Genomic DNA, 23,520 nt, shown 5'->3' on the forward strand with positions numbered 1-23,520 from the left:
CGTAAGCTGCATGTCTATCGCTTGCCTGCAACAATGGGGAGGCTCATAGCAGCCTCACTCGAGGAGCCGGACAGGACGAACATCACATGCGGAACATCGATCATTTCATCGGCGGCGCGGCCATCGCTTCGGGCGAACGGCAGGGCGACGTTTTCGATCCCAACAATGGCGGCGTGCAGGCGAAGGTAGGCTTCGGCAGCGCAGTCGATCTCGACAAGGCGGTCCGGATCGCGCTGGATGCGCAGCATGGCTGGGCGGCGACCAACCCGCAGCGCCGCGCCCGCGTGATGTTCAAGTTCAAGGAACTGGTCGAGAAGAATATCGAGGAGCTCGCTCTCCTTCTCTCCTCCGAGCACGGCAAGGTCATCGCCGATGCGCGCGGCGACGTGCAGCGCGGCCTCGACGTGATCGAGTTCGCCTGCGGCATCCCCCACGCCCTCAAGGGCGAATATACGCAGGGCGCCGGCCCCGGCATCGACGTCTATTCGATGCGGCAGCCTCTGGGCGTGGTCGCCGGCATCACCCCGTTCAACTTCCCCGCGATGATCCCGATGTGGATGTTCGGTGTCGCCATCGCGGTCGGCAACGCCTTCATCCTGAAGCCCTCCGAGCGCGATCCTTCCGTCCCCGTCCGCCTCGCCGAGCTGATGCTCGAGGCCGGCGCGCCCGAGGGCATCCTCCAGGTCGTCCATGGCGACAAGGAGATGGTCGACGCGATCCTCGACCATGACGACATCAAGGCGGTGAGCTTCGTCGGTTCCTCCGACATCGCCCATTATGTCTACAAGCGCGGCGTCGCCAACGGCAAGCGCGTCCAGGCGATGGGCGGCGCCAAGAACCACGGCATCGTCATGCCCGACGCCGATCTCGACCAGGTGGTCAACGACCTCTCCGGCGCCGCCTTCGGCTCGGCCGGCGAGCGCTGCATGGCCCTCCCCGTCGTCGTGCCGGTCGGCGAGAAGACCGCGAACGAGCTGCGCGAGGCGCTCCTCCCGGCCATCGCCAAGCTGCGCGTCGGCGTCTCGACCGACCCTGAGGCGCATTACGGCCCCGTCGTGAACGCCGCCCACAAGCAGCGCATCGAGAATTACATCCAGATGGGCGTCGACGAAGGCGCCGAGCTGGTCGTCGACGGCCGCGGCTTCTCGCTCCAGGGGCATGAGAACGGCTTCTTCGTCGGCCCGACCCTGTTCGACCACGTCAAGCCGACGATGCAGTCCTACCAGGAGGAAATTTTCGGGCCCGTCCTCCAAATCGTGCGCGCCGACAGCTTCGAGGAGGCGCTGCGCCTTCCCTCGGACCACCAATATGGCAACGGCGTCGCCATCTTCACGCGCAACGGCCACGCCGCCCGCGAATTCGCCCACCGCGTGAATGTCGGCATGGTCGGCATCAACGTGCCGATCCCCGTGCCGGTCGCCTACCACAGCTTCGGCGGCTGGAAGCGCTCGGCCTTCGGCGACATCAACCAGCACGGCATGGAAGGCGTCCGCTTCTGGACCAAGACGAAGACCATCACGCAGCGCTGGCCGGACGGCTCGGCAACGGGCGAAAACGCCTTCGTCATTCCGACCATGGGTTGAGACAGCCTCTCTCCCCTTGTGGGAGAGAGGTTGGAGAGAGGGGCGGCCGGCGTCTGCCGGCCAAGAGACTTTCTCTCAGAAGATTCTTTCAGCCGCAGACGCGGCTGGCCCCTCTCCCTACCCTCTCCCACAAGGGGAGAGGGGCTGATAGAGCGAAGTGATGACCACCCAATTCGACCTTACCGACGAGCAGCGCCAGATCCAGGAGATGGCGCGGCAGTTCACCGCCGATGCGATCACGCCCCATGCGGCGGAGTGGGATGAGAAGCATATCTTCCCGCGCGACACGATCCGGGCCGCGGCCGAGCTCGGCTTCGGATCGATCTACGTATCTGAGGAGTCGGGCGGCATCGGCCTCGGGCGGCTCGAGGCTGCGCTGATCATGGAGGCGATGGCCTATGGCTGCCCCTCCACCTCGGCCTTCATCTCGATCCACAATATGGCGAGCTGGATGATCGACCGGTTCGGATCGGCGGGGGTGAAGCAGAAGTATCTTCCCTCGATGGTGACGATGGAGCGGATCGGCTCCTATTGCCTCACCGAGCCCTCCTCGGGCTCCGACGCGGCGGCGCTCAAGACCAAAGCGGTGAAGGAGGGCGACCATTATGTCGTCTCCGGCTCCAAAGCCTTCATCTCGGGCGGCGGCGAGAACGAAATCTACGTCACCATGGTCCGCACGGGCGAGGAAGGACCCAAGGGCATCTCCTGCCTCGTCATCGAGAAGGACCTGCCGGGCGTCAGCTTCGGCGCGCAGGAGAAGAAGCTCGGCTGGCATTCCCAGCCGACCGCCCAGGTCAACTTCGACGAGGTGAGAGTGCCGGTCGAAAACCTGGTCGGCGCCGAAGGTGAAGGCTTCCGAATCGCGATGATGGGTCTCGACGGCGGCCGCCTCAACATCGGCGCCTGTTCTTTGGGCGGAGCGCAGCGCTGCCTCGACGAGGCGGTCTCCTACACCAAGGAGCGCAAGCAGTTCGGCACTGCCATCGCCGATTTCCAAGCGACGCAGTTCACCCTGGCGGACATGGAGACTGAGCTGCAGGCGGCGCGGACGCTGCTCTATGCCGCGGCGGTGAAGGTGACCGCGAACGCGCCCGACAAGACCCGCTTCGCCGCCATGGCCAAGAGGCTTGCGACCGACACCGGCAGCAGCGTGGTCGACCGAGCGCTGCAATTGCATGGCGGCTATGGCTATTTGCAGGATTATCCGGTTGAACGCTTCTGGCGCGACCTTCGCGTCCATTCGATTCTGGAGGGGACCAACCAGATCATGCGAGTCATCATCTCCCGCGACATGCTTCGCCAATGAGCGACGTCATCACTAACGTCGAAGGGTCGGTCGGACGGATTCGGCTGAACCGGCCCAAGGCGATCCACGCGCTTACGAAGGACATGTGCACGGCGATGATCGCCGCGCTCACCCAGTGGCGCGCGGACGAGAGCGTCAAGGCGGTGATGATCGACCATGCCGAAGGCCGCGGCTTCTGCGCGGGCGGCGATGTCCGCATGCTCGCCGAAAGCGGAGCCGTCGACGGCGCCGAGGCGCGCGCCTTCTTCCACGAGGAATATCGCCTCAACCACCTGCTCTTTACCTATGCCAAGCCGATCGTGGCGTTCATGGACGGCATCACCATGGGCGGCGGCGTCGGCATCTCGCAGCCGGCAAAGTATCGCGTTGCCACCGAGAATACCCGCTTCGCCATGCCGGAGACGGCCATCGGACTCTTCCCCGACGTCGGCGGCGGCTGGTACCTCTCGCGCCTGCCTGGCCGCACCGGCCAGTTCCTCGCGCTCACCGGCGCACGGATGGACGGGGCGGAGTGCCGCTACCTTGGCCTTGCCACCCATTATGTGCTGCACGACGCGCTCGAGGACCTGAAGGCGCGGATCATCGACCATCCGGAGCGGATCGAAGGCGCGCTCGGCCAGGCGAGCAACACCGCGCCGGAGCCGCGCATCGCCGACAACCTGCTCCAGATCAACAAGACGTTCGCGTCCGATCGGCTGGAAGAGATACTGAGCGCGCTGGAGAAAGACTCGTCCGACTGGGCGAGCACCGAACTTGCGACCTTGAGGACCAAGAGCCCTCAGGCCTGCAAAGTGTCGCTCCGGCTCCTCGCCGAGGGCGCGAGGATGCAGGATTTCGCCGACGAGATGCGGCAGGAATATGCGGTCGCCGCCAAGGTCGTGCAGCGGCCCGACTTCCTCGAAGGGGTCCGCGCGGTGCTGATCGACAAGGACAATGCGCCCAGTTGGAACCCCGCGACGCCCGACGGGGTCACCGATCACATGATCGACACCATCTTCGCGCCCATGCCCGAAGGGGAAGAATGGACGCCGCTTTGACCCAACCCGTCATCCTGACGAAAGTCAGGATCCATGAACACCGCGCATCGCGAACCGAAAAGCACAATGTTCATGGATCCCGGATCAAGCCCGGGATGACGATTTGAAAAGAGACGATGCAATGAACTACGAGAATATCCTGGTCGAGCAGCGCGGCGCGGTGACGCTGATCACGCTTAACCGGCCGAAGGCGCTGAACGCGCTGAACACAGCGGTTCTGAAGGAGCTGATCGACGCCTTCGCCGCCTTTGACGCCGACGACAGCCAGCGCTGCGCCGTGCTGACCGGCAGCGAGAAGGCCTTTGCGGCGGGCGCCGACATCAAGGAAATGGAATCCCAAGGCTTCGCCAGCATGTATGCGTCCAACTTCTTCCAGGGCTGGGAGAAGGTGACGTCGACCCGCAAGCCGTGGATCGCGGCGGTGGCCGGCTATGCGCTCGGCGGCGGCTGCGAAGTCGCGATGATGGCCGACTTCATCATCGCCGGCGATAACGCCCAGTTCGGCCAGCCGGAGATCAAGCTCGGCGTCACCCCTGGCATGGGCGGGTCGCAGCGCCTCACGCTCGCGGTCGGCAAGGCCAAGGCGATGGAGATGTGCCTCACCGGCCGGATGATGGGCGCCGAGGAGGCGGAACGTTCCGGCCTGGTGGCGCGGGTGGTGCCGGCCGGCACGCTGATCGACGAAGCCATGAAGACGGCCGAGGCCATTGCTGCGATGGCGCCGCTCGCGGCGATGGCCACCAAGGAGCAGATCAACGCCGCCTTCGAAATGCCGCTGGCCCAGGGAATCGCCTATGAGCGGCGCCTGTTCCACGGCCTCTTCGGCACCGAGGACCAGAAGGAGGGCATGGCCGCCTTCGTCGGCAAGCGTGAGGCGGAGTGGAAGGGGCGTTAGAGGGAAAACCCTGAGTCCGTTCGTCCCGAGCGAAGTCGAGGGGCGCTGGCAGGGACTAATCGCGGGCGCCCCTCGACTGCGCTCGGGACGAACGACACTGGAGACGGCAGAATGGCACGGGTAGCATTTATCGGTCTCGGCAATATGGGCGGCGGCATGGCTGCGAACCTGGCGAAGGCGGGTCATGACGTCCGCGCCTTCGATCTGTCGCCCGAAGCACTGGAGCGGGCGAAGAAGGCCGGCTGCCTCCCCGCCGAGTCCACGGACGATGCCGTGGCCGAAGCCGAAGCGGTCGTGACCATGTTGCCGGCGGGCAAGCACGTCCGTGACGTCTATGAGAACCACATCTTCGGCAAAGCGCCGCCTGCCGCCATTTTGATGGACTGCTCGACCATCGACGTCGCCACCGCCCGCGAGGTGATCGGGGACGCCCAGGCCAAGGGCTATAGGATGGTCGACGCGCCCGTCTCCGGCGGCATCGCCGCGGCCGAGGCCGGCACGCTGACCTTCATGGTGGGCGGCACCGAGGAAGCCTTCAACCGCGCCGAGCCTTTCCTCGATATCATGGGCAAGGCGGTGATCCACGCCGGGGGTGCCGGTGCGGGACAGGCGGCCAAGATCTGCAACAACATGCTCTTGGGCGCCTCGATGATCGCGACCTGCGAGACGTTCGTGCTGGCCCAGAAGCTGGGGCTCGACCCCAAGACCTTCTTCGACATTTCCAGCCAGGCTTCGGGCCAGAACTGGTCGATGACCAGTTATTGCCCCGTCCCCGGCGTGGGCCCCGAAACGCCCGCCGATCGCGATTATAATGGCGGCTTCGCGGCGGCGCTGATGCTGAAGGACCTGCGCCTCGCCATGGAGGCCGCGCGCAGCGTCGACAGCTATACGCCGATGGGCGCCTATGCCGAGGAGCTCTACACCCGCTTCGCCGAGAAACTGGGCGGATCGGGCAAGGATTTCTCGGCGATCATAAAAATGATCGACGACAGCTGGAAGGCCGAAGGCGCCCCGCCTCCTCCGCCACCGGGCGTGCAGCTGAACGGCTGACTCAGCGCGCCAACGTTGCGGCCATCGCCTTCTTCCAACCGTCGAGCCGTCGCTCCCGCGTCTTGAGGTCCAGCCGCGGATCGAAGCGTTCGACGGCGCCGCGCATGGCCGCAGCTTGTTCAAGGCCGGGGAAGAGGCCGCAACCGACGCCGGCGAGCATTGCGGCGCCCAAAGCGGTCGTCTCGACGAAGGCCGGACGTTCGACGCGGAGGTTCAGCATGTCTGCCAGATCCTGCGCCAGCCAGTCGTTAGCGACCATGCCGCCGTCCACCTTCAAGCATTCCCAGGCCGCGCCGTCGGCGGCGAAGGCGGTCATCAAGTCGTGGGTCTGGTGCGCCATCGCCTCCAGCGCCGCGCGGACGATGTGAGCGCGGCCGGTGGCGAAGCTGAGGCCGGAGATGGCGGCGCGGGCGGACGGCTCCCAATAAGGCGCGCCGAGGCCCGCCAAGGCGGGCACGATATAGGCACCGCCATTGTCGGGAACCGAGCGGGCGAGCGCCTCGCTTTCGGCGGCCGAGCCAAGCAGCCCGACGTCGTCGCGCAGCCACTGGATCAAGCTGCCGGCGACGAAGACCGAGCCCTCGAGCGCATAAGTGCGCGCGCCGCCCAATTGCCAGGCGACGGTGGCGAGCAGGCGGTGATGCGAAAGCGGCCGCTCCGCGCCGGTATGGGTGAGCACGAAGGCGCCGGTGCCGTAGGTCGCCTTGGTGTCCCCCGGAGCGAGGCAGGCCTGGCCGATCGCCGCGGCCTGCTGATCCCCGGCCATGCCGCAGATCGGGATGGGAGCGCCGAACAGGGTCGTGTCCCCGAAGCGACCCGCGCAGTCGACGATCTCCGGCAGCGAGCCTTCCGGCACGTTGAACAGGCCAAGCAGCTCCTCGTCCCAGCGGCCGGTGGCGATGTCCATCAGCGCCGTCCGCGAAGCGTTGGTGGCATCCGAGATGTGGAGGCCGCCGGTGAGGCGGAAGATGAGCCAGCTTTCGATCGTGCCGACGAGCAGCTCGCCGCCCGCGTCGCGAAGCTGCGGCCAATTCTCCATCGCCCAGGCGATCTTGCTCGCGCTGAAATAAGGATCGAGGAGCAGGCCGGTGCATTGCTGCAGTGCTTCCTCATGTCCCGCTTCCTTGAGCGATCGGCAGAAATCGGCGGTGCGACGATCCTGCCAGACGATGGCGGGGGCGAGCGCCCGTCCCGTCCGCCGGGACCAGAAGACGATCGTCTCGCGCTGATTGGTGATGCCGATCGCCGCGACCCGCTCCGCGCCGCCCGCTTTGGCCACCATCGCCCGGGCGCATGCCAGCGTCCGGTCCCAGATTTCCTCGGCATCATGCTCGACGAGCCCCGGCTCCGGATAATGCTGCGTAAGCTCGCGCTGCTCGCAGCCAAGGCAGGCGCCGTCCGGCGCGAACAGCATGGCGCGAGTGCTGGTCGTGCCCGCGTCCATGACGAGCAGCGATGCGTCGACCATCCGTGCCCCTCCTCGATCGCCCCGGCGAAGGCCGGGGTCCTTTCGGCTTTGCTGGCATGAAGCCGGCATGGATACCAGCATCGGCTGGAATGACGTAGAGAACAGCGATGGAAAGCTTCGATCTCCTCATCATCGGCGGCGGCATCAACGGCACGGCGATCGCGCGCGATGCCTCGATCCGGGGCGCGACGGTGCTGCTGGTCGAGAAGGACGATCTCGCCCAGCATACCAGCTCCGCCTCCTCGAAGCTCATCCACGGCGGCCTGCGTTACCTCGAATATGGCGAGTTCCGCCTTGTGCGGGAGGCGCTGAAGGAGCGGGAGATACTGCTCCGCACCGCCCCCCATATCGTGAGGCCACTCTCTTTCGTGTTGCCGCATGCCGGGGGAACGCGGCCTTGGTGGATGGTGCGCGCCGGGCTCTTGCTCTATCGGCTCCTCGCCTGGGGGAGCAGTCTTCCCAGTGTCGCCCGCGGCGATTATCGCGCGCCCTTGAAGCCGGAGATGCGCGATCGCGTCGCGCTATATTCGGACGCGCTGGTGGACGATTCTCGCCTCGTCGTGCTGAACGCCGTGGATGCGGCCGAACGCGGCGCCGAGATCGCCACGCGAACGGAGTTGCTGTCCGCCGAGCGAGTGGGAGACGTCTGGCATGCCCAACTGTCCGGCCAGCGGACGGTGTCCGCGAAGGCGATCGTCAACGCCGCCGGACCCTGGGTGGCGGATGTGCTGGGCGGCCGCCTCAGCGAGGACAGCCGGAGCCGAGCGCGGCTCATCAAGGGCAGCCATATCGTCGTGCCGGCGATGTGGGAGGGCGAGCAAGCCTATATCCTGCAACAGCCCGACGGCCGCGTCGTCTTCGCCATTCCCTATGAGGGGCAATTCACGCTGATCGGCACCACGGAAGTGCCGGTCTCATCGCCCGACGAGGCGACGATCACCGCGCAGGAGTCCGACTATCTCTGCGCCGCCGCCAATCGCTATTTCGAGCGGCAGCTGACGCCTGGCGAGATCGTGTGGAGCTATTCGGGAGTCCGATCCCTCTACGACGACGGCGAGACCGATCCCAAGGCCGTGACCCGCGACTACCGGCTGGAGCTCGACGACGATCCGGGCGCCGCGCTTCTCTCCGTCTTCGGCGGCAAGATCACGACCGCCCGCGCCCTTGCCGCCGAGGCGCTCGATCGGCTTGGGATCGAAGGGCGGAAATCGACGGGCTGGTCGGCGTTGCCCGGCGGCGACATCTACCCGGCTTTCAACGATTATCTCATCTCTCTGTCGGAGTGGATGCCCCAGCCCCTCGTCGGGCGCCTCGCCCGGTCCTACGGCACCCGCATCAAACAGGTCGTCGGCGACGCCCTATTGCTCAAAACGCTGGGCCGGCATTTCGGCGCGGGGCTTTACGAGGCGGAGGTCCGCTACCTCGTCAGGCACGAATTCGCCCGCACGGCCGAGGACATTCTCTGGCGGCGAACCAAGCTCGGCCTCCACATGAGCGAGGCAGAGTGCAAGGCGCTATCCAGCTACCTACGCCAGGTTTCCCGCTAAGGTCCTTCGTGGAGCGGATCGGTGCCCGGTGGAGGCACCTTGTCCATTGCGCGCCGGTTCTCTTCGCCCTCGCGGGCGATCTCCTCTTCATGCTTGGAACGCTCCTTCGCGCGCTCCTTTTCTCGCTCGTCCATGGCCGTTCTCCTCATCGTTGAAACGCCCTGCCGTGCGCTTCTATCCGCCTCAGGAACGTATCCGCCCCGAAACGGTTGGAACAAACATGGCATTGTCGGCGAAAGAGGCCGCCGCGAGGGCAGGCAAAGGCGATGGCGTGATCGGCTGGGCGCTCGATGACGAGCAGCGCAGCGAGCTGCTCCAGCAATTCCCTCCCAAGTTCGCCAGGGTCGTGGCCGATCATGTCACCCTCGCCGCCAAGGCGAGCCGCCAGGCGGAGCTTCCCGGCGAAACGCTGGGCGAGATCGTCGGCCGGGTCGATGACGGCGAAGGCGTGGAGGCGCTGGTCGTCAGCCTCGGTGGCACCACGGACCGGCCGGACGGCAGCACCTATCACATCACCTGGTCGCTGGAGAATGGCAGACAGGCGAAGGAAAGCAACGACGTGATCGCCCGTCTCGGCTGGACTCCGATCGACCTTCCCATGCCGGTAAAGCTCTTCCCGAGGCGCTGGCCATGAAGCGGCAGCTTTATCTCGACTGCGACGGCGTCCTTGCCGATTTCGATCGCGGCGCCGAAGCGATCCTCGGCATGAGGCCGAAGGCCTTCCAGCAGCGCTACAATATCGGCCGCATGTGGGCGAAGCTGGCGAGCGCCCCCGACTTCTACGGCACCTTGCCGCTGATGCCCGGCGCGGCGGAGCTTTTCGACGCCGTGAAGCATCTGGACCCCGTCATTCTCACCGGGCTACCGCGCGGCAACTGGGCAGCGGATCAAAAGGTGCGCTGGGCCGCCGAGCATTTCCCTGGCACCCGCATCATCACCTGCATGGCGGTCAACAAGCGCAACCACTGCATGCCGGGCGACGTGCTGGTCGACGACACGTTGAAGCACGCGCACCTCTGGGAGGAAGCGGGCGGCATCTTCATCCATCACAAGAGCGTCCAGGAGACGCTGGAGGCCTTAAGTCGCTTCTTCCCGCTCCACGCGAATGTCTGAAGCGGCGGGCTGACGGCGGCTGCGCCGGCTGAGCAAGAAGGCGCCGATGCCGGCGCCCGCAACGCTCGCCACGGCCCAAGTGGTCGCCGGGTGCCGCGCCGCGCGGGAATAGAGGCTCGGGCGGATCGCGCTTCCCTGGTGGTCGCCTCGCACCTTACCTTCGCCGTGGCCCTGGTGGAGGTTATCGGACGGCGTCGACGGCCGGTCGCCCATCTCGGCGGGCAGCAGGAACTTCTCGCTGAGCCAGTCCATCATCCGCGGGGCGCGGTGGCTGAGGCTGCTGATGGCGCGGGCCGAACCACCGACGAAAGCATCCCGCACCGGCCGTTCCGCCGCGCGAAGGATGGTCGCCGCCGCTTCGATCGGCTCATAGACTGGCGGCGGCAGCTTGGGCTCGCGCCCGGTGAGATCCTTGGCGTGCTGCGGAAGCGGCGTGCCGATGGAGCCGGGCTTGACTAGCGTCACGGACACCGGCGCTCCCTCTACCTCCAATTCCATCCGCAACGCGTCGGTGAAGCCCTTCACCGCATGCTTGCTGGCCGCATAGATACCCTGGAGAGGCGCGGCGCGATCCGATTCCACGCTGCCGATATTGATCAGTGCCCCGCCCCTCTTGCGTAGATGCTCGACCGCAACCTCCGAGCCATAGACGACGCCCCAGAAGTTGGTCTCGAACAGGCGGCGCATATCCTCCTCGGCGACGTCGCCGATCTTGCCCCAGATCATCACGCCGGCATCGTTCACCCAGGTGTCGAAGCCGCCGAAGCGCTCGATCGCATGGGCGGCAATCGCCTCCACCTCGTCGCGCTTGCCGACGTCGGCGACGACGAAGCTTGCCTCGCCGCCGGCCTGCTTGATCTCGTCGACCGCCGTCGAAAGCGCGTCCCGCGTCCGGGCGCTCAGCACCACCTTCGCGCCTTTGACGGCCGCAAGCCGGGCGGTCGCGAGGCCGATGCCGCTGGAGGCACCGGTGATGACGATCACTTGCTGCGAAAGGGGCTTGAGCTTGGCGGCCATGACTATCTCCATGGGTTGCGTGAACATGCGGTGGGCCAACGCGCCAATGCGCCTGCCGTTCACCCCGATGGTCCAGCCGTTGGCGCTTGAGGACGAAGCGCGCGGCGGCTAGGCGCGGGCGCATGAGCTACACCGCCAAGATTCTCCTTCTCGGCTCCGGCGAACTGGGCAAGGAATTCACCATCTCCGCCAAGCGGCTCGGCTGCCATGTCGTAGCCTGCGACAGCTATGCCGGGGCCCCGGCCATGCAGATGGCGGACGAGGCGGAGGTCTTCTCCATGCTCGACGGCGACAAGCTCCGGGCCGCGGTGGCGCGGCACCAGCCGGACTTCGTCGTGCCGGAAATCGAGGCCATCCGCACCAAGGTGCTGCAGGAGATCGAGGCGGCGGGCACCACCGTCGTTCCCTCCGCGAGGGCGACGATGATGACCATGAACCGCGACAATATCCGCGAGCTCGCAGCCGACAAGCTGGGTCTCCGCACCTCCAAGTTCCGCTTCGCCGAAAGCCTGGCGGAAGTGGAGGCGGGCGCCGCCCATACCGGCCTTCCCTGCGTCATCAAGCCGGTCATGTCCTCCTCCGGCAAGGGCCAGAGCACGGTCCGCACCGCCGCCGAGCTGGAGACCGCCTGGGACTATGCCGTTGCCAATATGCGCGGCGACCGCGCGCGGGTGATCGTCGAGGAGTTCGTCGAGTTCGACTATGAGATCACCCTCCTCACTGTCCGCACGCGCGAAGGCGTGCTCTTCTGCCCGCCCATCGGGCATCGGCAGGAGCGCGGCGACTATATGGAAAGCTGGCAGCCGACAGGCATGTCCGAAAAGGCGCTGGCCGACGCGAAGGACATGGCGCGCAAGGTGGTCGACGACCTCGGCGGCTACGGCATCTTCGGAGTCGAGTTCTTCGTCGCCGGCGAGGATGTGATCTTCTCCGAGCTCTCGCCGCGGCCGCACGACACGGGGATGGTCACCCTCCTCTCCCAGAATCTCTCCGAGTTCGACCTCCACGTGCGCGCGGTGCTCGGCCTTCCGATTCCGGAGATCACGCTCCGCCACCCGGCCGGCTGCTCGGCCGTCATTCTCGCCGACCGGGAGTCGGAGCGATTCGGCTTCACCGGCCTTGGCGACGCACTGGCGCTGGGCGGCAAGGGCGAGGAAGTGGACGTGCGCCTGTTCGGAAAGCCGGTCACCCGCCCCTATCGCCGCATGGGCGTCGCCCTCGCCTCCGGCCGCACCGTCGACGACGCCCGGCGGCTCGCCGCCGAAGCGGCTGCGAAGGTGAAGATCGTCTACGACTGATTGCGCTCCCGTCACAGGCGGCTAAGCTCGCCTGAAAAGACAACAGGGGAGTGCCGATGTTCCGTAAGCTTCATGCCGCGCTGGCCGGCGCCCTGCTGGCACTCGGCGCACCCGCCGTCGCCCAGCAGTATGACATCCTCATCGAGGACGGCACCGTCTATGACGGCCAGGGCGGCAAGCCGTTCGTGGCGGACGTCGCCATCGAGGGCGACCGCATCGCCGCCATCGGCAACCTGGACGGGGCGACCGCTACGCGCGTGATCGACGCCGAGGGCCTCGCCGTCTCGCCGGGATTCATCAACATGCTGAGCTGGGCCACCCAGTCGCTGATCGAGGACGGCCGCTCGCAAAGCGATATCCGCCAGGGCGTGACCCTGGAGGTGTTCGGCGAAGGCTGGTCGATGGGCCCGCTTACGCCCGCGATGAAGGCGCAGATGGAGAAAGAGCAGGGCGACATCAAGTTCGACGTGACCTGGACAACGCTCGGCGACTATCTGGAATTCCTGGAGAAAAAGGGCGTCTCCACCAACGTCGCCTCCTTCGTCGGCGCGACGACCCTGCGAGTCCACGAGGTAGGCCGCGACAACACCAAGGCAACGCCGGAGCAGATTGCCGGCATGCAGGAGCTGGTTCGCCAGGCGATGCGCGAAGGGGCGCTCGGCGTCGGCTCCTCCCTCATCTACGCCCCTGCCAATTTCGCCGACACGGACGAGCTGGTCGCGCTCACCGCCGCCGCGCACGAATTCGGGGGCACCTATATCTCCCACCTCAGAAGCGAGGCCACGCGCTACGAGGAAGCCATCGACGAAATCCTCGAGATCGGCCGCCGCACCGGCGCGCCCGTCCAGATCTATCATATGAAGCCGGCGGGGCGGGAGAATTGGGACAAGTCGATCCCCATGCTGAACAAGCTCACCGCCGCCCGGGAAAGCGGCATCGACGTCACCGCCAACATCTACCCCTATACGGCGGGCTCTACGGGGCTCTACGCGACCATGCCGCTATGGGTGCAGGAGGGCGGCCATGACGCCTGGGTGGCGCGGCTCAAGGACCCCGAGATCCGCGCGCGAGTGATTGCCGAGATGCGGGCGCCGGCGGTCGGCTGGGAAAACCTCATGCACGATGCCGGTGGGCCGGAAAATGTGTTGCTGGTCGGCTTCGACACCGACAAGCTGAAGCCGCTCACCGGCAAGACCTTGGCGGAGGTCGCGAAGATGCGCGGCACCAGCCCGGAGGACACGATCATCGACCTCGTCATCGAGGACGACAGCCGGGTCGACGCCATTTATTTCCACATGGACGAGGCCAATGTCCGCCGCAACATCGCCTGGCCCTGGACGATTGTCGGCTCGGACGCCGGCAGCGTCTCGGCCGAGGGCGTGTTCCTCGAAAGCAACCCGCACCCCCGCGCCTACGGCAGCTTCGCCCGCTTCCTCGGCAAATATGTGCGCGAGGAGAAGGTGATCCCGCTCGAAGAAGCCATCCACCGCCTCACCGGCATGCCCGCCACCCAGCTCAAGCTCCACGGCCGCGGGCGCCTTGCCGAGGGCTATTTCGCCGACGTGGTGGTGTTCGATCCGGACACGATCATCGACAAGGCCACCTACGACAAGCCGCACCAATATGCCGTCGGCGTCCAGCACGTCCTGGTCAACGGCACGCCCGTGATCGCAGGCGGCGAGCACACCGGCGCCACCCCCGGCCGCGTCGTCCGCGGCCCCGGCTGGGTGGGTTGGAAGGAGTGATCGACTTGTTGTCGGGAGCATTGATTATCGCCGGACATCAGCTCCTTTCCGCACCGGCGACTGCGGCGTGATATAAGCTAAGCATCGTCATCCCGGCGAAAGCCGGGACCCAAGAACATCAGCTCTATCGAAAGCGCGACGACGTCCGCGCGTCATTGGAAAGGGCGGTGTTCTTGGGTCCCGGCTTTCGCCGGGATGACGTGAGCGCCCCGGAGTGGGGTGTGAATTCCCGGCGGCTCTCGAGTGCTCTAAATAAGCCCCGCGAGCGGGCTCGACGGATCGGCATAGCGGCGTTTGCCCATGCGGCCGGCGCGATAGGCGAGGCGCCCCGCCTCTACCGCCGCCTTCATCGCCCGCGCCATCAGGATCGGGTCCTTGGCCTCGGCGATGGCGGTGTTCATGAGGACGCCGTCGCAGCCAAGCTCCATCGCTACCGCCGCATCAGACGCCGTGCCGACGCCGGCGTCGACCAGCACCGGCACCCGGGCATTCTCCACCATGATCCGGATCATCACTTCATTCTGAAGGCCAAGTCCCGATCCGATCGGCGCGCCCAATGGCATGATCGCGACCGCGCCCGCATCCTCCAGCTTCTTCGCGGCGATGGGATCGTCCGCGCAGTAAACCATGGGCTGGAAGCCCTCCTTGGCGAGGATCTCGGTCGCCCGCAGCGTCTCGATCATATCCGGGTAGAGCGTCTTCGCTTCGCCCAGCACCTCCAGCTTGACCAGCGCCCACCCGCCGGCCTCGCGCGCAAGGCGCAGCGTGCGGATCGCTTCCTCGGCGGTGAAGCAGCCGGCGGTATTGGGCAGATAGGTGATCTTCCTCGGGTCGATGAAGTCGGTCAGCATCGGCTGCTTCGGATCGGCGATGTTCACCCGCCGCACGGCGACCGTGACGATCTCCGCGCCCGAGGCCTCGACCGCCGCCGCGTTCTGCTCGAAGCTCTTATACTTGCCCGTGCCGACGATCAGCCGCGATTTGAAGGTGCGGCCGGCGACCGACCAGCTGTCATCGTCCTTGGGGGCGGTTGCGGCCTTCTCGAGAACCGCGTCCATGCTCATATTCGTCATGGCCGCGCCTATAGCGCTCTTCACGCCCCCGCGAAACCTCAGGGACAGCGCGATCGCGTCATCGTCGCCCCCTCGCCGGCAACGGTGAGTGTGTCGCCGTCCGGCGAAAGGCTGAGCCGGCTCTGATTGGTCCAGATCTGGCCTTCGCCGCTATAGTCGGCAGTCACCTCGATCACGCGATCGCTCACCACCGCGACCTGGCGCACTTTGGCGATGCTTTCGTAGAAGCGCAGCGCGTCGGCGCCGATCCTCAGCCGCGTTACGCTGTCGCCGCTGCCGCAGGCGGACGGCTCCTCAGTCCATTCGCCGTGGAAGCCGGTGGGTATGACTCCCGCGACCTCATTGCCCGGGCCGACGCTATTCTCGTTCGGAAGCGACGGCGGAGGCGGAACATCCGCCACTGCCTCGTTCGATATATTGAAGGTGGCGCCATCTTCCTCGACCGGCATTCCGGGATCGACGACCTGGATCTCATTCTCCGCTGGTTCCTGACCCGAGCAGGCGGGGAGCGACAGGGCCGCAACCAGCGGCGCGGCAAGAATCGGGCAGCGCAATCGACCTCTCCAAGGAACATAAGCCGGGGCGTAACGAACGCAGGCTGCCGGCTTTTGATCCTCAGCGGAGGCGGTCGATCACGGCCTGCGCGGCAGCCGGGGCCCTCACCTTCGCGCCGTTGATCATGAACATGAAGACCTCGCGCGCCTTCTTCGGCGGTATCTCGGCAGCGGCATAAGCAAGCCCCGGCGGCGCTTCGCCCCCAGCCCAGGCTTTGGCGAGTGCGGTCCAGCGATCGAGCTCCCCGGCGTCATAGCCGGCCGGCTCCTCCTCCCGCGCCTGCTGAAGGCGGGCATAGACGAAGTCCGCCGTCACATCGGCGATCTGAGGATAGCTTCCCGAATCGGCGAAGACGATTGCCGCGCCGGCTTCGCGGGCGAGCGCGACGAAGCGCGGATCGCGGAAGCTCTCGTGGCGCACCTCCAGCGCGTGGCGGAGGGCAACGCCGTCCTGCTCCGCCGGCAGCAGCTTCAGGAAGGCGCCGAAATCGTCCGGATCGAACCTCTTGGTGCCGGCGAACTGCCACAGGATCGGACCGAGCTTGTCGCCCAACTCGGTTATGCCCTGCGAGCAGAAGCGCGCGATCGACTCCGCTCCTTCCGCCAGCACCTTGCGATTGGTGCAGAAGCGCGACGCCTTGACGGTGAAGATGAAACCCGGCGGCGCCGCCTTGCCCCAGCGTTCGAAGCTCGCCGGCTTCTGGCTGCCATAATAGGTCGCGTTGATCTCGATCGCGGTCACATGGTTGACCGCATATTCGAGCTCGCGCGCCTTCGGCAGATCGGCCGGATAGAAGACGCCCCGCCACGGCTCGTAAGTCCAGCCGCCGATCCCGACCCGGATGGCGCCGCCGCTCACAAACTGGCGCCCCAGTAGCAGCTTACCTTGATCGGCATCCTCGATTCTCCTTTGGTCAGGCCGCGTCGCCAGACTCCAAGGCTGCCTCTCGCATCAAGTCAATTCATCAATCTGCTTGCTAATGCGAGTTAGTCGCAATAATGAGTCCTGCATTGGAGAGCGGCATGACCTTCGACATCGACCTGTTGGCACGAACCCCCGACCTGCGCGACATGGAGACTAGCGGCGCTCGGCTCGTCATGACCTTGCGGCTGTGGGTGGTGATGAACAAGCTTGGCCGCTGTCCGCTCCAGGCTATGGCCGAGAAGCTCGGATCGCGTCGCGCCGCCGCGCATCTCCATCTGATGCTTGAGGAAGTGGGCGCCGCCTGGCCCGAGCCATTCTGCGTCAGCCCGCCCTGCTGCCCGCGCCTCAGCCACGACGAAGCCCTGGTCCTCGACATGGTCCGCGCCGCCGGCCGCGAGGACCGGCCCGGCTTCGACCGGCTGCTCAGCGACCTGCTGCCGGCCGATGCGCGCGAGCCGCTCTTTGCGTCCGCCGGGCTGGTCGCGGCCACCATGCGCGAGGCGCGGCCGCCCTTCCCATCCGCCTGAACTTAGGAGCGACCCACTCAGATCGGCAGGAACAGCCCGAGTATCGCCAGCGCGATCGACATGCAGGCGATGATCAGCGCGACCCGCGACACCACGCTGGCGCGCTCCGCCGCCTCGCGGGCGGCCTTGAACGCTTCCACTTCTTTCGAATCCATGCCTGCTCCTTCCGGCCGTGCGACAGCCGGCCCGCCCCCGCCGGTTGACGAGGACGCATCCCTTTCGCACACCGCCGACGGGCACGGGAAGATGGGGTCGATTTTGGCCGCGGATGTAAAGCTGCATGAAAGCTGGCGGGCACCTCTCGCGGCGGAGTTCCAGAGCCCTTACATGGCGGCGCTGAAGCGCTTCCTGCTGGAGGAGCGGGCCAACGGCAAGCGCATCTTTCCCAAGGGCAGCGAGTGGTTCCGCGCACTCGACCTGACGCCGCTCGACAGAGTGCGGGTCGTGATCCTGGGCCAGGATCCCTATCACGGACCCGACCAGGCGCACGGCCTCTGCTTCAGCGTCAAGCCCGGCGTCCGTCCGCCACCGAGCCTGGTGAACATCTTCAAGGAACTGCGCGAGGATCTCGGCATCGCCCCGCCCCGCCACGGCTTCCTCGAATCCTGGGCCCGGCAGGGCGTGCTCCTCCTCAACAGCGTGCTGACCGTCGAGATGAGCCGCGCCGCGTCGCATCAGGGCAAGGGCTGGGAGCGCTTCACCGACGCCGTTATCCGGCAGATCAGCGACCGCCCGGAACCGGTCGTCTTCATGCTGTGGGGAAACTATGCGCAGAAAAAGGCCAGCTTCGTCGACAGCGTCGAGCGCGGCGGCCGCCACCTGGTGCTGAGGGCGCCCCACCCTTCGCCGCTTTCGGCCCATAACGGCTTCTTCGGCTGCCGGCACTTCTCGAAGGCCAACATCTTCCTCGAGAGCCGGGGTCTGGAGGCCATAGATTGGACGCTGCCGGCCGAGGTGGCGGTTCAGCCGCTCTGACGTCTATCCACGCGGCAGCAACAGGCTGGCGTCGCCATAGGAATAGAAGCGATAGCCTGTCCCGATCGCGTGCGCATACGCCGCCTGCATCCGCTCGCGGCCCATCAGCGCTGAGACCAGCATGAACAACGTCGAGCGCGGCAGGTGGAAGTTGGTGATGAGCCCATCGGTCACGCGGAAGCGGTAGCCGGGGGTGATGAAGATGGCCGTGTCGCCTTCGAAGGGGTGCAATCGCCCCGTTTCGTCGGCGGCGCTTTCGAGCAGTCGGAGCGAGGTCGTGCCCACCGGAATGATGCGGCCCCCTTCCGCCCGCGCCGCGTTCAACCGCTCGGCGGTGGCGGCCTCGATGCGGCCCCACTCGCTGTGCATCACATGGCTGTCGGTGTCCTCCGCCTTGACGGGGAGGAACGTGCCGGCGCCGACGTGGAGGGTGAGCGTTTCGTGGAGAATGCCGGCGGCCCCGAGCGACTCCATCAGCGCCGGCGTGAAATGCAGCGCGGCAGTGGGCGCGGCGACGGCGCCCTTCTCCTTGGCGAACATGGTCTGGTAATCGCTGGCGTCGCGCTCGTCGGCCTCGCGCTTGCCGGCGATATAGGGCGGAAGCGGCATCCGTCCGGCCCGCTCCAGCAGCAGCTCCACCGGCTCCTCTCCTTCGAAGACGAGCGCCATGCTGCCGTCCGAGGCACGATCGCCGGCGATGGCCGAGACGCCCTCGCCGAAATCGATCCGGTCGCCCTCGCGCACCCTCTTGGCGTTACGGATGAAGGCGCGCCATTCGCGCGGCCCCTCGCGCTTGTGGAGCGTGGCGCCGATCCTGGCTTCGCCTCGGCGGCCTTCGAGCTGCGCCGGAATGACGCGCGTGTCGTTGAAGACGAGCATGTCGCCGGCGCGGAGCTGGCCCGGCAGGTCGGTGACGACACGATCCCCAAGCCCGTCCGGCCGCACGACCAGCATCCGCGCGCTATCGCGCGGGCTGGCGGGCCTCAGCGCAATCCGCTCGGGCGGGAGCTCGAAATCGAACAGGTCGACGCGCATGGCGCCGTCCTACGCCTGAGGCGTGTCGGCTGTCTCCGGCTCTTCGGCGGTTTCGGCGTCCGGCGTGCTTTCGGCGGCCGGCTCCGCCTCGGATTCGTCCGCTACGGCTTCGGCCGGCGGCGTCTCCGTTATAGGCGCGTCGGTCAGCGATTGGACGAAAGGCTCGGGCGCCGGCCGGGCCGCGGCGGCGGCGGCTGCCTGCTGGGCGGCGGCGGCCTGGAGTTCGGCGGCTGTCATCGGCGCCACATTGTCCGACCCGATCGAAGCGCGGACGATGCGCGAGGGCTCGAGCGGCGGCTCGCCCCGCGCGATCGAGTCGACATATTGCATGCCGCCCACGACGCGGCCGAACACCGTATAGTCGCCGTCGAGCGACAGGCGAGGCGCGAGCATGATGTAGAACTGGCTGTTGGCCGAGTTCGGGTCCTGCGCGCGCGCCGCCGCGACGGTGCCCCGGACGTGCGGCAGGGCGTTGAACTCGGGCGCGAGGTCGGGAAGTTCGGAGCCCCCCTGGCCGGTGCCGGTGGGGTCGCCGGTCTGGGCCATGAAGCCTTCGATGACGCGGTGGAAGATGATGCCGTCGTAGAAGCCCTGGCGGGTGAGCGTCTTGATCCGTTCGACATGGTTGGGGGCGAAGTCGGGGCGGAGCTGAATGCTCACGCGGCCACCGGTCGACAAATCGAGATGCCAGGTGTTCTCCGGCGTCAGCTCGGGCGTCACAGCCGGCGATGGCGCGGGCGTGGCCGGCTCCTGCGCCGCTGCGAAACCGGCGAAAAACAATGCCGCCAAGGCGGCCAACAACGACTTCAGCTTCATCGAGCCCTCACCGAATCTTGATTGGTCCGCTTTAGCCGGTGCCCGGCCCCGCCTGAACCCTTCATGAGCCCTTGCGGCCGATCCGCTCCACCCTGGCTCGCACTTCATCGGCGACGGCGGGCGAGACGAACTTGTGGATCTCGCCGCCATAGAGCGCGATCTCCTTCACCAGCCTGGAAGCAATCGGCTGCAACGAGACGTCGGCCATCAGGAAGACCGTCTCGATCCGATCGTTCAATTGCTGGTTCATTCCTGCCATCTGATATTCATATTCGAAGTCAGCCACGGCGCGCAGGCCGCGGATGATCATCGACGCCCCTTCCCTTTCGGCGAAATCCATCAGCAGGGAGTCGAAGGAGACGACGCTGATGTTGCGGCCGAGCTGCTCGACTTCCCTCCGGACCATCTCCATCCGCTCCTCGAGGCTGAACATCGGCGACTTGGACGGATTGGTGGTGACGCCGATGACCAGCCGGTCGACGAGGTGCGCGCCGCGCCGGATGATATCCATGTGGCCGAGCGTGATCGGATCGAAGGTGCCCGGATAGACGCCGGTACGTGTCATATTCGTTCCCCCAAATCGTCATCCCGGTCTTGATCCGGGCCCCAAGAACACCGCCGGCTACAATTGGCAATAGCGGTGTTCTTGGGTCCCGGCTTCCGCCGGAATGACGGCGGTATCAATGATCGCGCTCGACGGCAAAGCGGGCGATCGCGCGCAAGAGATCGGCCTCCGCGCCGAACGCCTGGAGGTGCACCGCCGCCTGCTCGACGAGCGCCTCGGCCTGCTGGCGCGCCCGCTCCGACCCGAGCAGCGAAACGAAGGTCTCCTTGCCGGCGGTCCGATCCTTGCCGACGCGCTTGCCGGTCTTGGATTCCTCGCCCTCGGCGTCGAGCAGGTCGTCGGCGATCTGGAAGGCGAGGCCGACGTCGCGGGCATAGCCCCGCAGCGGCGTCCGCCCCTCCGGCGGCACCCGGCCCATGATCGCGCCCGCCTCCAGGCAGAAGCCGATGAGAGCCCCCGTCTTGAGCTGCTGGAGCCGCGTGACGGCGGCAAGGTCGAGCGCCATCTCCTCCGCCCTCAGGTCCATCATCTGGCCGCCCGCCATCCCGGATGGACCCGCCGCCCGCGCCAGCTCGGCGACGAGCTCGGCCCGCACGAAAGGATCCTCATGGGTCGCCTCGTCCGCCAGCACTTCGAAGGCCAGGGCGTGAAGCGAGTCGCCGGCGAGAATGGCCGTGGCCTCGTCCCAGGCCTTGTGCACGGTGGGCCGGCCGCGGCGGAGGTCGTCGTCATCCATGCAGGGCATGTCGTCGTGGATGAGCGAATAAACATGGACGCATTCGACGGCGAGGCCGACGCGAAGCGCGCGGCGCCGGTCGACGTGGAAAAGATCGCAAGTGGCGAGGACGAGCAGCGGCCTCAGTCGCTTGCCACCGCCGATCGCGGCATGACGCATTGCCTCATAGAGACGGTCCCGCGAGTCCGCCGGCACGGCGAGGAGCTCGTTCAGCAGCCGGTCGATCTCGGCGCCGGTTTCGGCGAGGGCGGGGCTCAGCGTGTCGAGCGCCTCTCCCACAAGCGCGTCACTCACCGTCGAACGGCACGGTGCCGGCGGGTTGTCCATCGCGACCAATCTGGATTTTCTCGATCCGTGCCTGCGCGGCCTTCAAGCGGGCCTCGCACTGCTGCTTCAGCCGCTCGCCCTCTTCGTAAAGCTCGATCGATTCATCGAGCGGCGCCTCGCCGCTTTCCAGCTTGCGGACGATCTCCTCGAGCCGCTTCAGCGCGGCCTCGAACGACATTTGGGCAATGGCTTCGCTCTGTTCCGACATGCTTTCGCTTTGGCCCTCGTACCCTCAAGGGTCAAGCGCCGGCCTTCGCCCTTTCCTCCGCCTGCAGTTCCTTGCGGCTGAGCTTGCCGATCATCGTCTTGGGAAGATTGAGGCGGACCTCGACGGCGACCACGCGCTCATGCTTGCCGAGCGATTGGTTGAGCCATTCCATGATCTCTTCGCCGGTCGCGTCGGCCCCGTCCTGGAGCGTGACGAACGCCTTGGGGCGCTCGCCGGCATAGGCATCGGGGATGCCGATGACGATCGCCTCCTTCACCGCTTCATGCTGATAGAGGATCGCCTCGACCTGGCTTGGGAACACCTTGAAGCCGCCCACGGCGATCATGTCCTTCAGGCGATCGACGATGCGGATGTAGCCGTCCTCGTCGATGAGCCCGACGTCGCCCGTGCGGAGCCCGGCATCGACGAACACCTCCCTGTCGGCCTCTGGGCGTCGCCAATAGCCTTTCATGATCTGTGGGCCCGAGACGACGATCTCGCCCGGCTCCCCCTCCGGGGCCGGCCGGCTTGGATCCTCCTTGTCGACGAGGACGACGCGGGTGCCCGGGATCGGCTGTCCGATCGTGCCCGGCTTGTTGAGGCCCTCATAAGGGTTGGTCGAGATGACGCCCGAGCTTTCGGTGAGACCATAGCCCTCCACCAGTCGCGCACCCGTCTTGGCCTCGAAGCGCTGCTTCACTTCCAACGGCAGCGGCGCGCCGCCGGAAATGCAGACGCGCAGCGAGGAGATGTCCGTCGACGCGATCTTCGGGTGGTCGAGGAGGGCCAGATACATGGTCGGAACGCCGGGAAAGGAGCTGGGCCGCGTCCGCTCGATCGCTGCCAAGGTCTGACCGGCGTCGAAGCGCGGCAGCAGGACCATCTCGCCGCCGTGGCTGATGGTGCGATTGAGAACGCAGGTATTGGCGAAGACGTGAAAGAGCGGGAGCACGCCCATGATCCGATCCTCGACCTCCGGCTTGGGATCGATGACCGATACCTGCCGGGCATTGGCGCTCAGATTCTGATGGGTGAGCATCGCCCCCTTGGGCGTGCCTGTGGTTCCGCCCGTATACTGGATGAGCGCGACGTGGTGCGGATCGATCGTCGGCATGTCGCAGCGACCGTCATTGGCGATGAGCTGCGAAAAGGCGGTGACGCGCGCGCTCGTCGGCCGCTCGGCGATCTCGCTTCGCTTGAGCAGCCGGTAGAGGAAGGATTTGGCGGGCGGCAGCGCGCCGGCGACCGAGCCGACGATCAGCCGCTCCAGCCGAGTCAATTCCATCACCTCGAGCGCATTGGGAAGCAGCGCCTTCGCCGACAGCGTGAAGAGAAGGCGCGTCCCGGAATCGTCGATCTGGGCGGCAAGCTCCGGCACGGTGTAGAGCGGCGAGAAATTGACCACCGTCGCGCCGACTTTCATCGCGCCATAATAGGCGGCGATATAATGCGGGACGTTGGGGAGGTAGAGGCCGACACGGTCCCCCTGCCCGATGCCGAGCCCCGCCAGGCCGCAGGCGACGCGATCGACGCCGCTTGCCACCTCGGCATAGCTGTATTTGCGGCCCATGAAGTCGATCGCCCAGGCGTTTGGGACGCGCCGGGCGGTCGCCTCGAACATCGCTGGGAGGGTGAGTGGCGGAAAGGCCTGATCCCAATCCGTCGGGTGCTTATAGGCTCGGCGCCAGATGTCGACCGGCTCAGTCATTACGTTTGCGTA

The 23,520-nt window shown here is 66.6% G+C and carries 25 protein-coding genes; 12 read left to right on the forward strand and 13 right to left on the reverse strand.

The annotated features are described in order from the left end of the window. The first annotated feature begins 86 nt into the window (after positions 1-86). From DF286_RS00800 to mmsB, 5 genes are all read left to right on the forward strand, one after another. Positions 87-1,583: a CoA-acylating methylmalonate-semialdehyde dehydrogenase gene (locus DF286_RS00800; RefSeq protein WP_109269710.1), complete on the forward strand. Its 1,497-nt coding sequence runs from the start codon at positions 87-89 to the stop codon at positions 1,581-1,583. A 160-nt stretch (positions 1,584-1,743) separates the two neighbouring features. Next, positions 1,744-2,889, forward strand: coding sequence for an acyl-CoA dehydrogenase family protein (locus DF286_RS00805; protein WP_109269711.1), 1,146 nt, complete (start codon positions 1,744-1,746; stop codon positions 2,887-2,889). After that, on the forward strand, positions 2,886-3,926 hold the full coding sequence (locus DF286_RS00810; RefSeq protein WP_109269712.1) for an enoyl-CoA hydratase/isomerase family protein: 1,041 nt from the start codon (positions 2,886-2,888) through the stop codon (positions 3,924-3,926). Before DF286_RS00805 ends, DF286_RS00810 begins: the two co-directional genes overlap by 4 nt. A gap of 121 nt (positions 3,927-4,047) precedes the next feature. Beyond that, positions 4,048-4,821 (forward strand): enoyl-CoA hydratase, encoded by a 774-nt coding sequence (locus tag DF286_RS00815; protein WP_109269713.1) that lies wholly within the window; start codon positions 4,048-4,050, stop codon positions 4,819-4,821. A gap of 111 nt (positions 4,822-4,932) precedes the next feature. Then, positions 4,933-5,871, forward strand: a complete 939-nt coding sequence (gene mmsB / locus DF286_RS00820; RefSeq protein ID WP_109269714.1) for a 3-hydroxyisobutyrate dehydrogenase — start codon at positions 4,933-4,935, stop codon at positions 5,869-5,871. Position 5,872: 1 nt separating this feature from the next. On the opposite strand, the gene glpK is transcribed toward mmsB, so the two are convergent. After that, positions 5,873-7,339: a glycerol kinase GlpK gene (gene glpK / locus DF286_RS00825; RefSeq protein ID WP_109269715.1), complete on the reverse strand. Its 1,467-nt coding sequence runs from the start codon at positions 7,337-7,339 to the stop codon at positions 5,873-5,875. Between the two features lie 107 nt (positions 7,340-7,446). Here glpK and glpD point away from each other — a divergent pair, with 107 nt between their 5' ends. After that, positions 7,447-8,886 (forward strand): glycerol-3-phosphate dehydrogenase, encoded by a 1,440-nt coding sequence (gene glpD / locus DF286_RS00830; protein ID WP_109269716.1) that lies wholly within the window; start codon positions 7,447-7,449, stop codon positions 8,884-8,886. Here glpD and DF286_RS15010 read toward each other — a convergent pair. Continuing rightward, a complete protein-coding gene (locus DF286_RS15010; protein ID WP_158274581.1) occupies positions 8,883-9,020 on the reverse strand; it encodes a hypothetical protein in 138 nt (45 codons plus the stop codon). The two genes, glpD and DF286_RS15010, sit on opposite strands and share 4 nt — an antisense overlap. 86 nt (positions 9,021-9,106) lie before the next feature. Here DF286_RS15010 and DF286_RS00835 point away from each other — a divergent pair, with 86 nt between their 5' ends. Further along, the gene (locus DF286_RS00835) at positions 9,107-9,520 is read left to right on the forward strand and encodes a hypothetical protein (protein ID WP_109269717.1); all 414 of its coding nucleotides are present in this window, start codon (positions 9,107-9,109) and stop codon (positions 9,518-9,520) included. After that, complete coding sequence (locus DF286_RS00840) at positions 9,517-9,999, forward strand: 5' nucleotidase, NT5C type (protein ID WP_109269718.1); 483 nt, start codon at positions 9,517-9,519, stop codon at positions 9,997-9,999. The genes DF286_RS00835 and DF286_RS00840 overlap by 4 nt, the downstream gene beginning before the upstream one ends. Here DF286_RS00840 and DF286_RS00845 read toward each other — a convergent pair. Beyond that, positions 9,964-11,016, reverse strand: coding sequence for an SDR family oxidoreductase (locus DF286_RS00845; protein ID WP_109269719.1), 1,053 nt, complete (start codon positions 11,014-11,016; stop codon positions 9,964-9,966). The genes DF286_RS00840 and DF286_RS00845 overlap by 36 nt on opposite strands. 122 nt (positions 11,017-11,138) lie before the next feature. Here DF286_RS00845 and purT point away from each other — a divergent pair, with 122 nt between their 5' ends. Next, complete coding sequence (gene purT / locus DF286_RS00850; RefSeq protein WP_109269720.1) at positions 11,139-12,314, forward strand: formate-dependent phosphoribosylglycinamide formyltransferase; 1,176 nt, start codon at positions 11,139-11,141, stop codon at positions 12,312-12,314. Positions 12,315-12,370: 56 nt separating this feature from the next. Next, positions 12,371-14,059, forward strand: coding sequence for an N-acyl-D-amino-acid deacylase family protein (locus DF286_RS00855; RefSeq protein ID WP_109269721.1), 1,689 nt, complete (start codon positions 12,371-12,373; stop codon positions 14,057-14,059). 248 nt (positions 14,060-14,307) lie between these two features. Here the strand turns inward: DF286_RS00855 and DF286_RS00860 are convergent, their stop codons facing one another. From DF286_RS00860 to DF286_RS00870, 3 genes are all read right to left on the reverse strand, one after another. Next, positions 14,308-15,132: a bifunctional sulfur carrier protein/thiazole synthase protein gene (locus DF286_RS00860; RefSeq protein ID WP_279379299.1), complete on the reverse strand. Its 825-nt coding sequence runs from the start codon at positions 15,130-15,132 to the stop codon at positions 14,308-14,310. A 38-nt stretch (positions 15,133-15,170) separates the two neighbouring features. Next, positions 15,171-15,686 carry a hypothetical protein gene (locus DF286_RS00865; protein ID WP_109269722.1) on the reverse strand — a complete coding sequence of 172 codons (516 nt, stop codon included), beginning with the start codon at positions 15,684-15,686 and terminating at the stop codon, positions 15,171-15,173. A 61-nt stretch (positions 15,687-15,747) separates the two neighbouring features. Then, positions 15,748-16,545 carry a DUF72 domain-containing protein gene (locus tag DF286_RS00870; protein ID WP_109269723.1) on the reverse strand — a complete coding sequence of 266 codons (798 nt, stop codon included), beginning with the start codon at positions 16,543-16,545 and terminating at the stop codon, positions 15,748-15,750. A 164-nt stretch (positions 16,546-16,709) separates the two neighbouring features. Between DF286_RS00870 and DF286_RS00875 the strand changes: the two genes are divergently transcribed. Further along, positions 16,710-17,138, forward strand: coding sequence for an addiction module antidote protein (locus DF286_RS00875; protein ID WP_146193537.1), 429 nt, complete (start codon positions 16,710-16,712; stop codon positions 17,136-17,138). 17 nt (positions 17,139-17,155) lie between these two features. Here the strand turns inward: DF286_RS00875 and DF286_RS15015 are convergent, their stop codons facing one another. Then, positions 17,156-17,293: a hypothetical protein gene (locus DF286_RS15015; protein ID WP_158274582.1), complete on the reverse strand. Its 138-nt coding sequence runs from the start codon at positions 17,291-17,293 to the stop codon at positions 17,156-17,158. A 91-nt stretch (positions 17,294-17,384) separates the two neighbouring features. On the opposite strand from DF286_RS15015, the gene ung reads away from it, so the two are divergent. Further along, positions 17,385-18,113: a uracil-DNA glycosylase gene (gene ung / locus DF286_RS00880; protein WP_207789983.1), complete on the forward strand. Its 729-nt coding sequence runs from the start codon at positions 17,385-17,387 to the stop codon at positions 18,111-18,113. A gap of 3 nt (positions 18,114-18,116) precedes the next feature. Here the strand turns inward: ung and queA are convergent, their stop codons facing one another. The 6 genes from queA to DF286_RS00910 form a co-directional block, all read right to left on the reverse strand. After that, positions 18,117-19,148 carry a tRNA preQ1(34) S-adenosylmethionine ribosyltransferase-isomerase QueA gene (queA, locus tag DF286_RS00885; RefSeq protein ID WP_109269725.1) on the reverse strand — a complete coding sequence of 344 codons (1,032 nt, stop codon included), beginning with the start codon at positions 19,146-19,148 and terminating at the stop codon, positions 18,117-18,119. A 9-nt stretch (positions 19,149-19,157) separates the two neighbouring features. After that, the gene (locus tag DF286_RS00890) at positions 19,158-19,964 is read right to left on the reverse strand and encodes a peptidylprolyl isomerase (RefSeq protein WP_109269726.1); all 807 of its coding nucleotides are present in this window, start codon (positions 19,962-19,964) and stop codon (positions 19,158-19,160) included. A gap of 61 nt (positions 19,965-20,025) precedes the next feature. Next, a complete protein-coding gene (gene coaD, locus DF286_RS00895; protein ID WP_109269727.1) occupies positions 20,026-20,529 on the reverse strand; it encodes a pantetheine-phosphate adenylyltransferase in 504 nt (167 codons plus the stop codon). 115 nt (positions 20,530-20,644) lie between these two features. Then, positions 20,645-21,559: a polyprenyl synthetase family protein gene (locus DF286_RS00900; protein ID WP_424141232.1), complete on the reverse strand. Its 915-nt coding sequence runs from the start codon at positions 21,557-21,559 to the stop codon at positions 20,645-20,647. After that, positions 21,552-21,800 (reverse strand): exodeoxyribonuclease VII small subunit, encoded by a 249-nt coding sequence (locus DF286_RS00905; protein ID WP_109269729.1) that lies wholly within the window; start codon positions 21,798-21,800, stop codon positions 21,552-21,554. The genes DF286_RS00900 and DF286_RS00905 overlap by 8 nt, the downstream gene beginning before the upstream one ends. 31 nt (positions 21,801-21,831) lie before the next feature. Then, complete coding sequence (locus DF286_RS00910) at positions 21,832-23,508, reverse strand: long-chain-fatty-acid--CoA ligase (RefSeq protein WP_109269730.1); 1,677 nt, start codon at positions 23,506-23,508, stop codon at positions 21,832-21,834. Between the last annotated feature and the right edge of the window lie 12 nt (positions 23,509-23,520).

Origin of the sequence: Sphingosinicella humi, assembly GCF_003129465.1 — a bacterium.
Classification (GTDB): Bacteria; Pseudomonadota; Alphaproteobacteria; order Sphingomonadales; family Sphingomonadaceae; genus Allosphingosinicella; species Allosphingosinicella humi.

What these genes read in the sequence shown, in the direction of transcription:
- DF286_RS00800 (WP_109269710.1), top strand. Translation starts at nt 87, where the DNA reads ATGCGGAACATCGATCATTTCATCGGCGGCGCGGCCATCGCTTCGGGC.
- DF286_RS00805 (WP_109269711.1), top strand. Translation starts at nt 1,744, where the DNA reads ATGACCACCCAATTCGACCTTACCGACGAGCAGCGCCAGATCCAGGAG.
- DF286_RS00810 (WP_109269712.1), top strand. Translation starts at nt 2,886, where the DNA reads ATGAGCGACGTCATCACTAACGTCGAAGGGTCGGTCGGACGGATTCGG.
- DF286_RS00815 (WP_109269713.1), top strand. Translation starts at nt 4,048, where the DNA reads ATGAACTACGAGAATATCCTGGTCGAGCAGCGCGGCGCGGTGACGCTG.
- mmsB (WP_109269714.1), top strand. Translation starts at nt 4,933, where the DNA reads ATGGCACGGGTAGCATTTATCGGTCTCGGCAATATGGGCGGCGGCATG.
- glpK (WP_109269715.1), bottom strand. Translation starts at nt 7,339, where the DNA reads ATGGTCGACGCATCGCTGCTCGTCATGGACGCGGGCACGACCAGCACT.
- glpD (WP_109269716.1), top strand. Translation starts at nt 7,447, where the DNA reads ATGGAAAGCTTCGATCTCCTCATCATCGGCGGCGGCATCAACGGCACG.
- DF286_RS15010 (WP_158274581.1), bottom strand. Translation starts at nt 9,020, where the DNA reads ATGGACGAGCGAGAAAAGGAGCGCGCGAAGGAGCGTTCCAAGCATGAA.
- DF286_RS00835 (WP_109269717.1), top strand. Translation starts at nt 9,107, where the DNA reads ATGGCATTGTCGGCGAAAGAGGCCGCCGCGAGGGCAGGCAAAGGCGAT.
- DF286_RS00840 (WP_109269718.1), top strand. Translation starts at nt 9,517, where the DNA reads ATGAAGCGGCAGCTTTATCTCGACTGCGACGGCGTCCTTGCCGATTTC.
- DF286_RS00845 (WP_109269719.1), bottom strand. Translation starts at nt 11,016, where the DNA reads ATGGCCGCCAAGCTCAAGCCCCTTTCGCAGCAAGTGATCGTCATCACC.
- purT (WP_109269720.1), top strand. Translation starts at nt 11,139, where the DNA reads ATGAGCTACACCGCCAAGATTCTCCTTCTCGGCTCCGGCGAACTGGGC.
- DF286_RS00855 (WP_109269721.1), top strand. Translation starts at nt 12,371, where the DNA reads ATGTTCCGTAAGCTTCATGCCGCGCTGGCCGGCGCCCTGCTGGCACTC.
- DF286_RS00860 (WP_279379299.1), bottom strand. Translation starts at nt 15,132, where the DNA reads ATGACGAATATGAGCATGGACGCGGTTCTCGAGAAGGCCGCAACCGCC.
- DF286_RS00875 (WP_146193537.1), top strand. Translation starts at nt 16,710, where the DNA reads ATGACCTTCGACATCGACCTGTTGGCACGAACCCCCGACCTGCGCGAC.
- DF286_RS15015 (WP_158274582.1), bottom strand. Translation starts at nt 17,293, where the DNA reads ATGGATTCGAAAGAAGTGGAAGCGTTCAAGGCCGCCCGCGAGGCGGCG.
- ung (WP_207789983.1), top strand. Translation starts at nt 17,385, where the DNA reads ATGGGGTCGATTTTGGCCGCGGATGTAAAGCTGCATGAAAGCTGGCGG.
- queA (WP_109269725.1), bottom strand. Translation starts at nt 19,148, where the DNA reads ATGCGCGTCGACCTGTTCGATTTCGAGCTCCCGCCCGAGCGGATTGCG.
- DF286_RS00890 (WP_109269726.1), bottom strand. Translation starts at nt 19,964, where the DNA reads ATGAAGCTGAAGTCGTTGTTGGCCGCCTTGGCGGCATTGTTTTTCGCC.
- coaD (WP_109269727.1), bottom strand. Translation starts at nt 20,529, where the DNA reads ATGACACGTACCGGCGTCTATCCGGGCACCTTCGATCCGATCACGCTC.
- DF286_RS00905 (WP_109269729.1), bottom strand. Translation starts at nt 21,800, where the DNA reads ATGTCGGAACAGAGCGAAGCCATTGCCCAAATGTCGTTCGAGGCCGCG.
- DF286_RS00910 (WP_109269730.1), bottom strand. Translation starts at nt 23,508, where the DNA reads ATGACTGAGCCGGTCGACATCTGGCGCCGAGCCTATAAGCACCCGACG.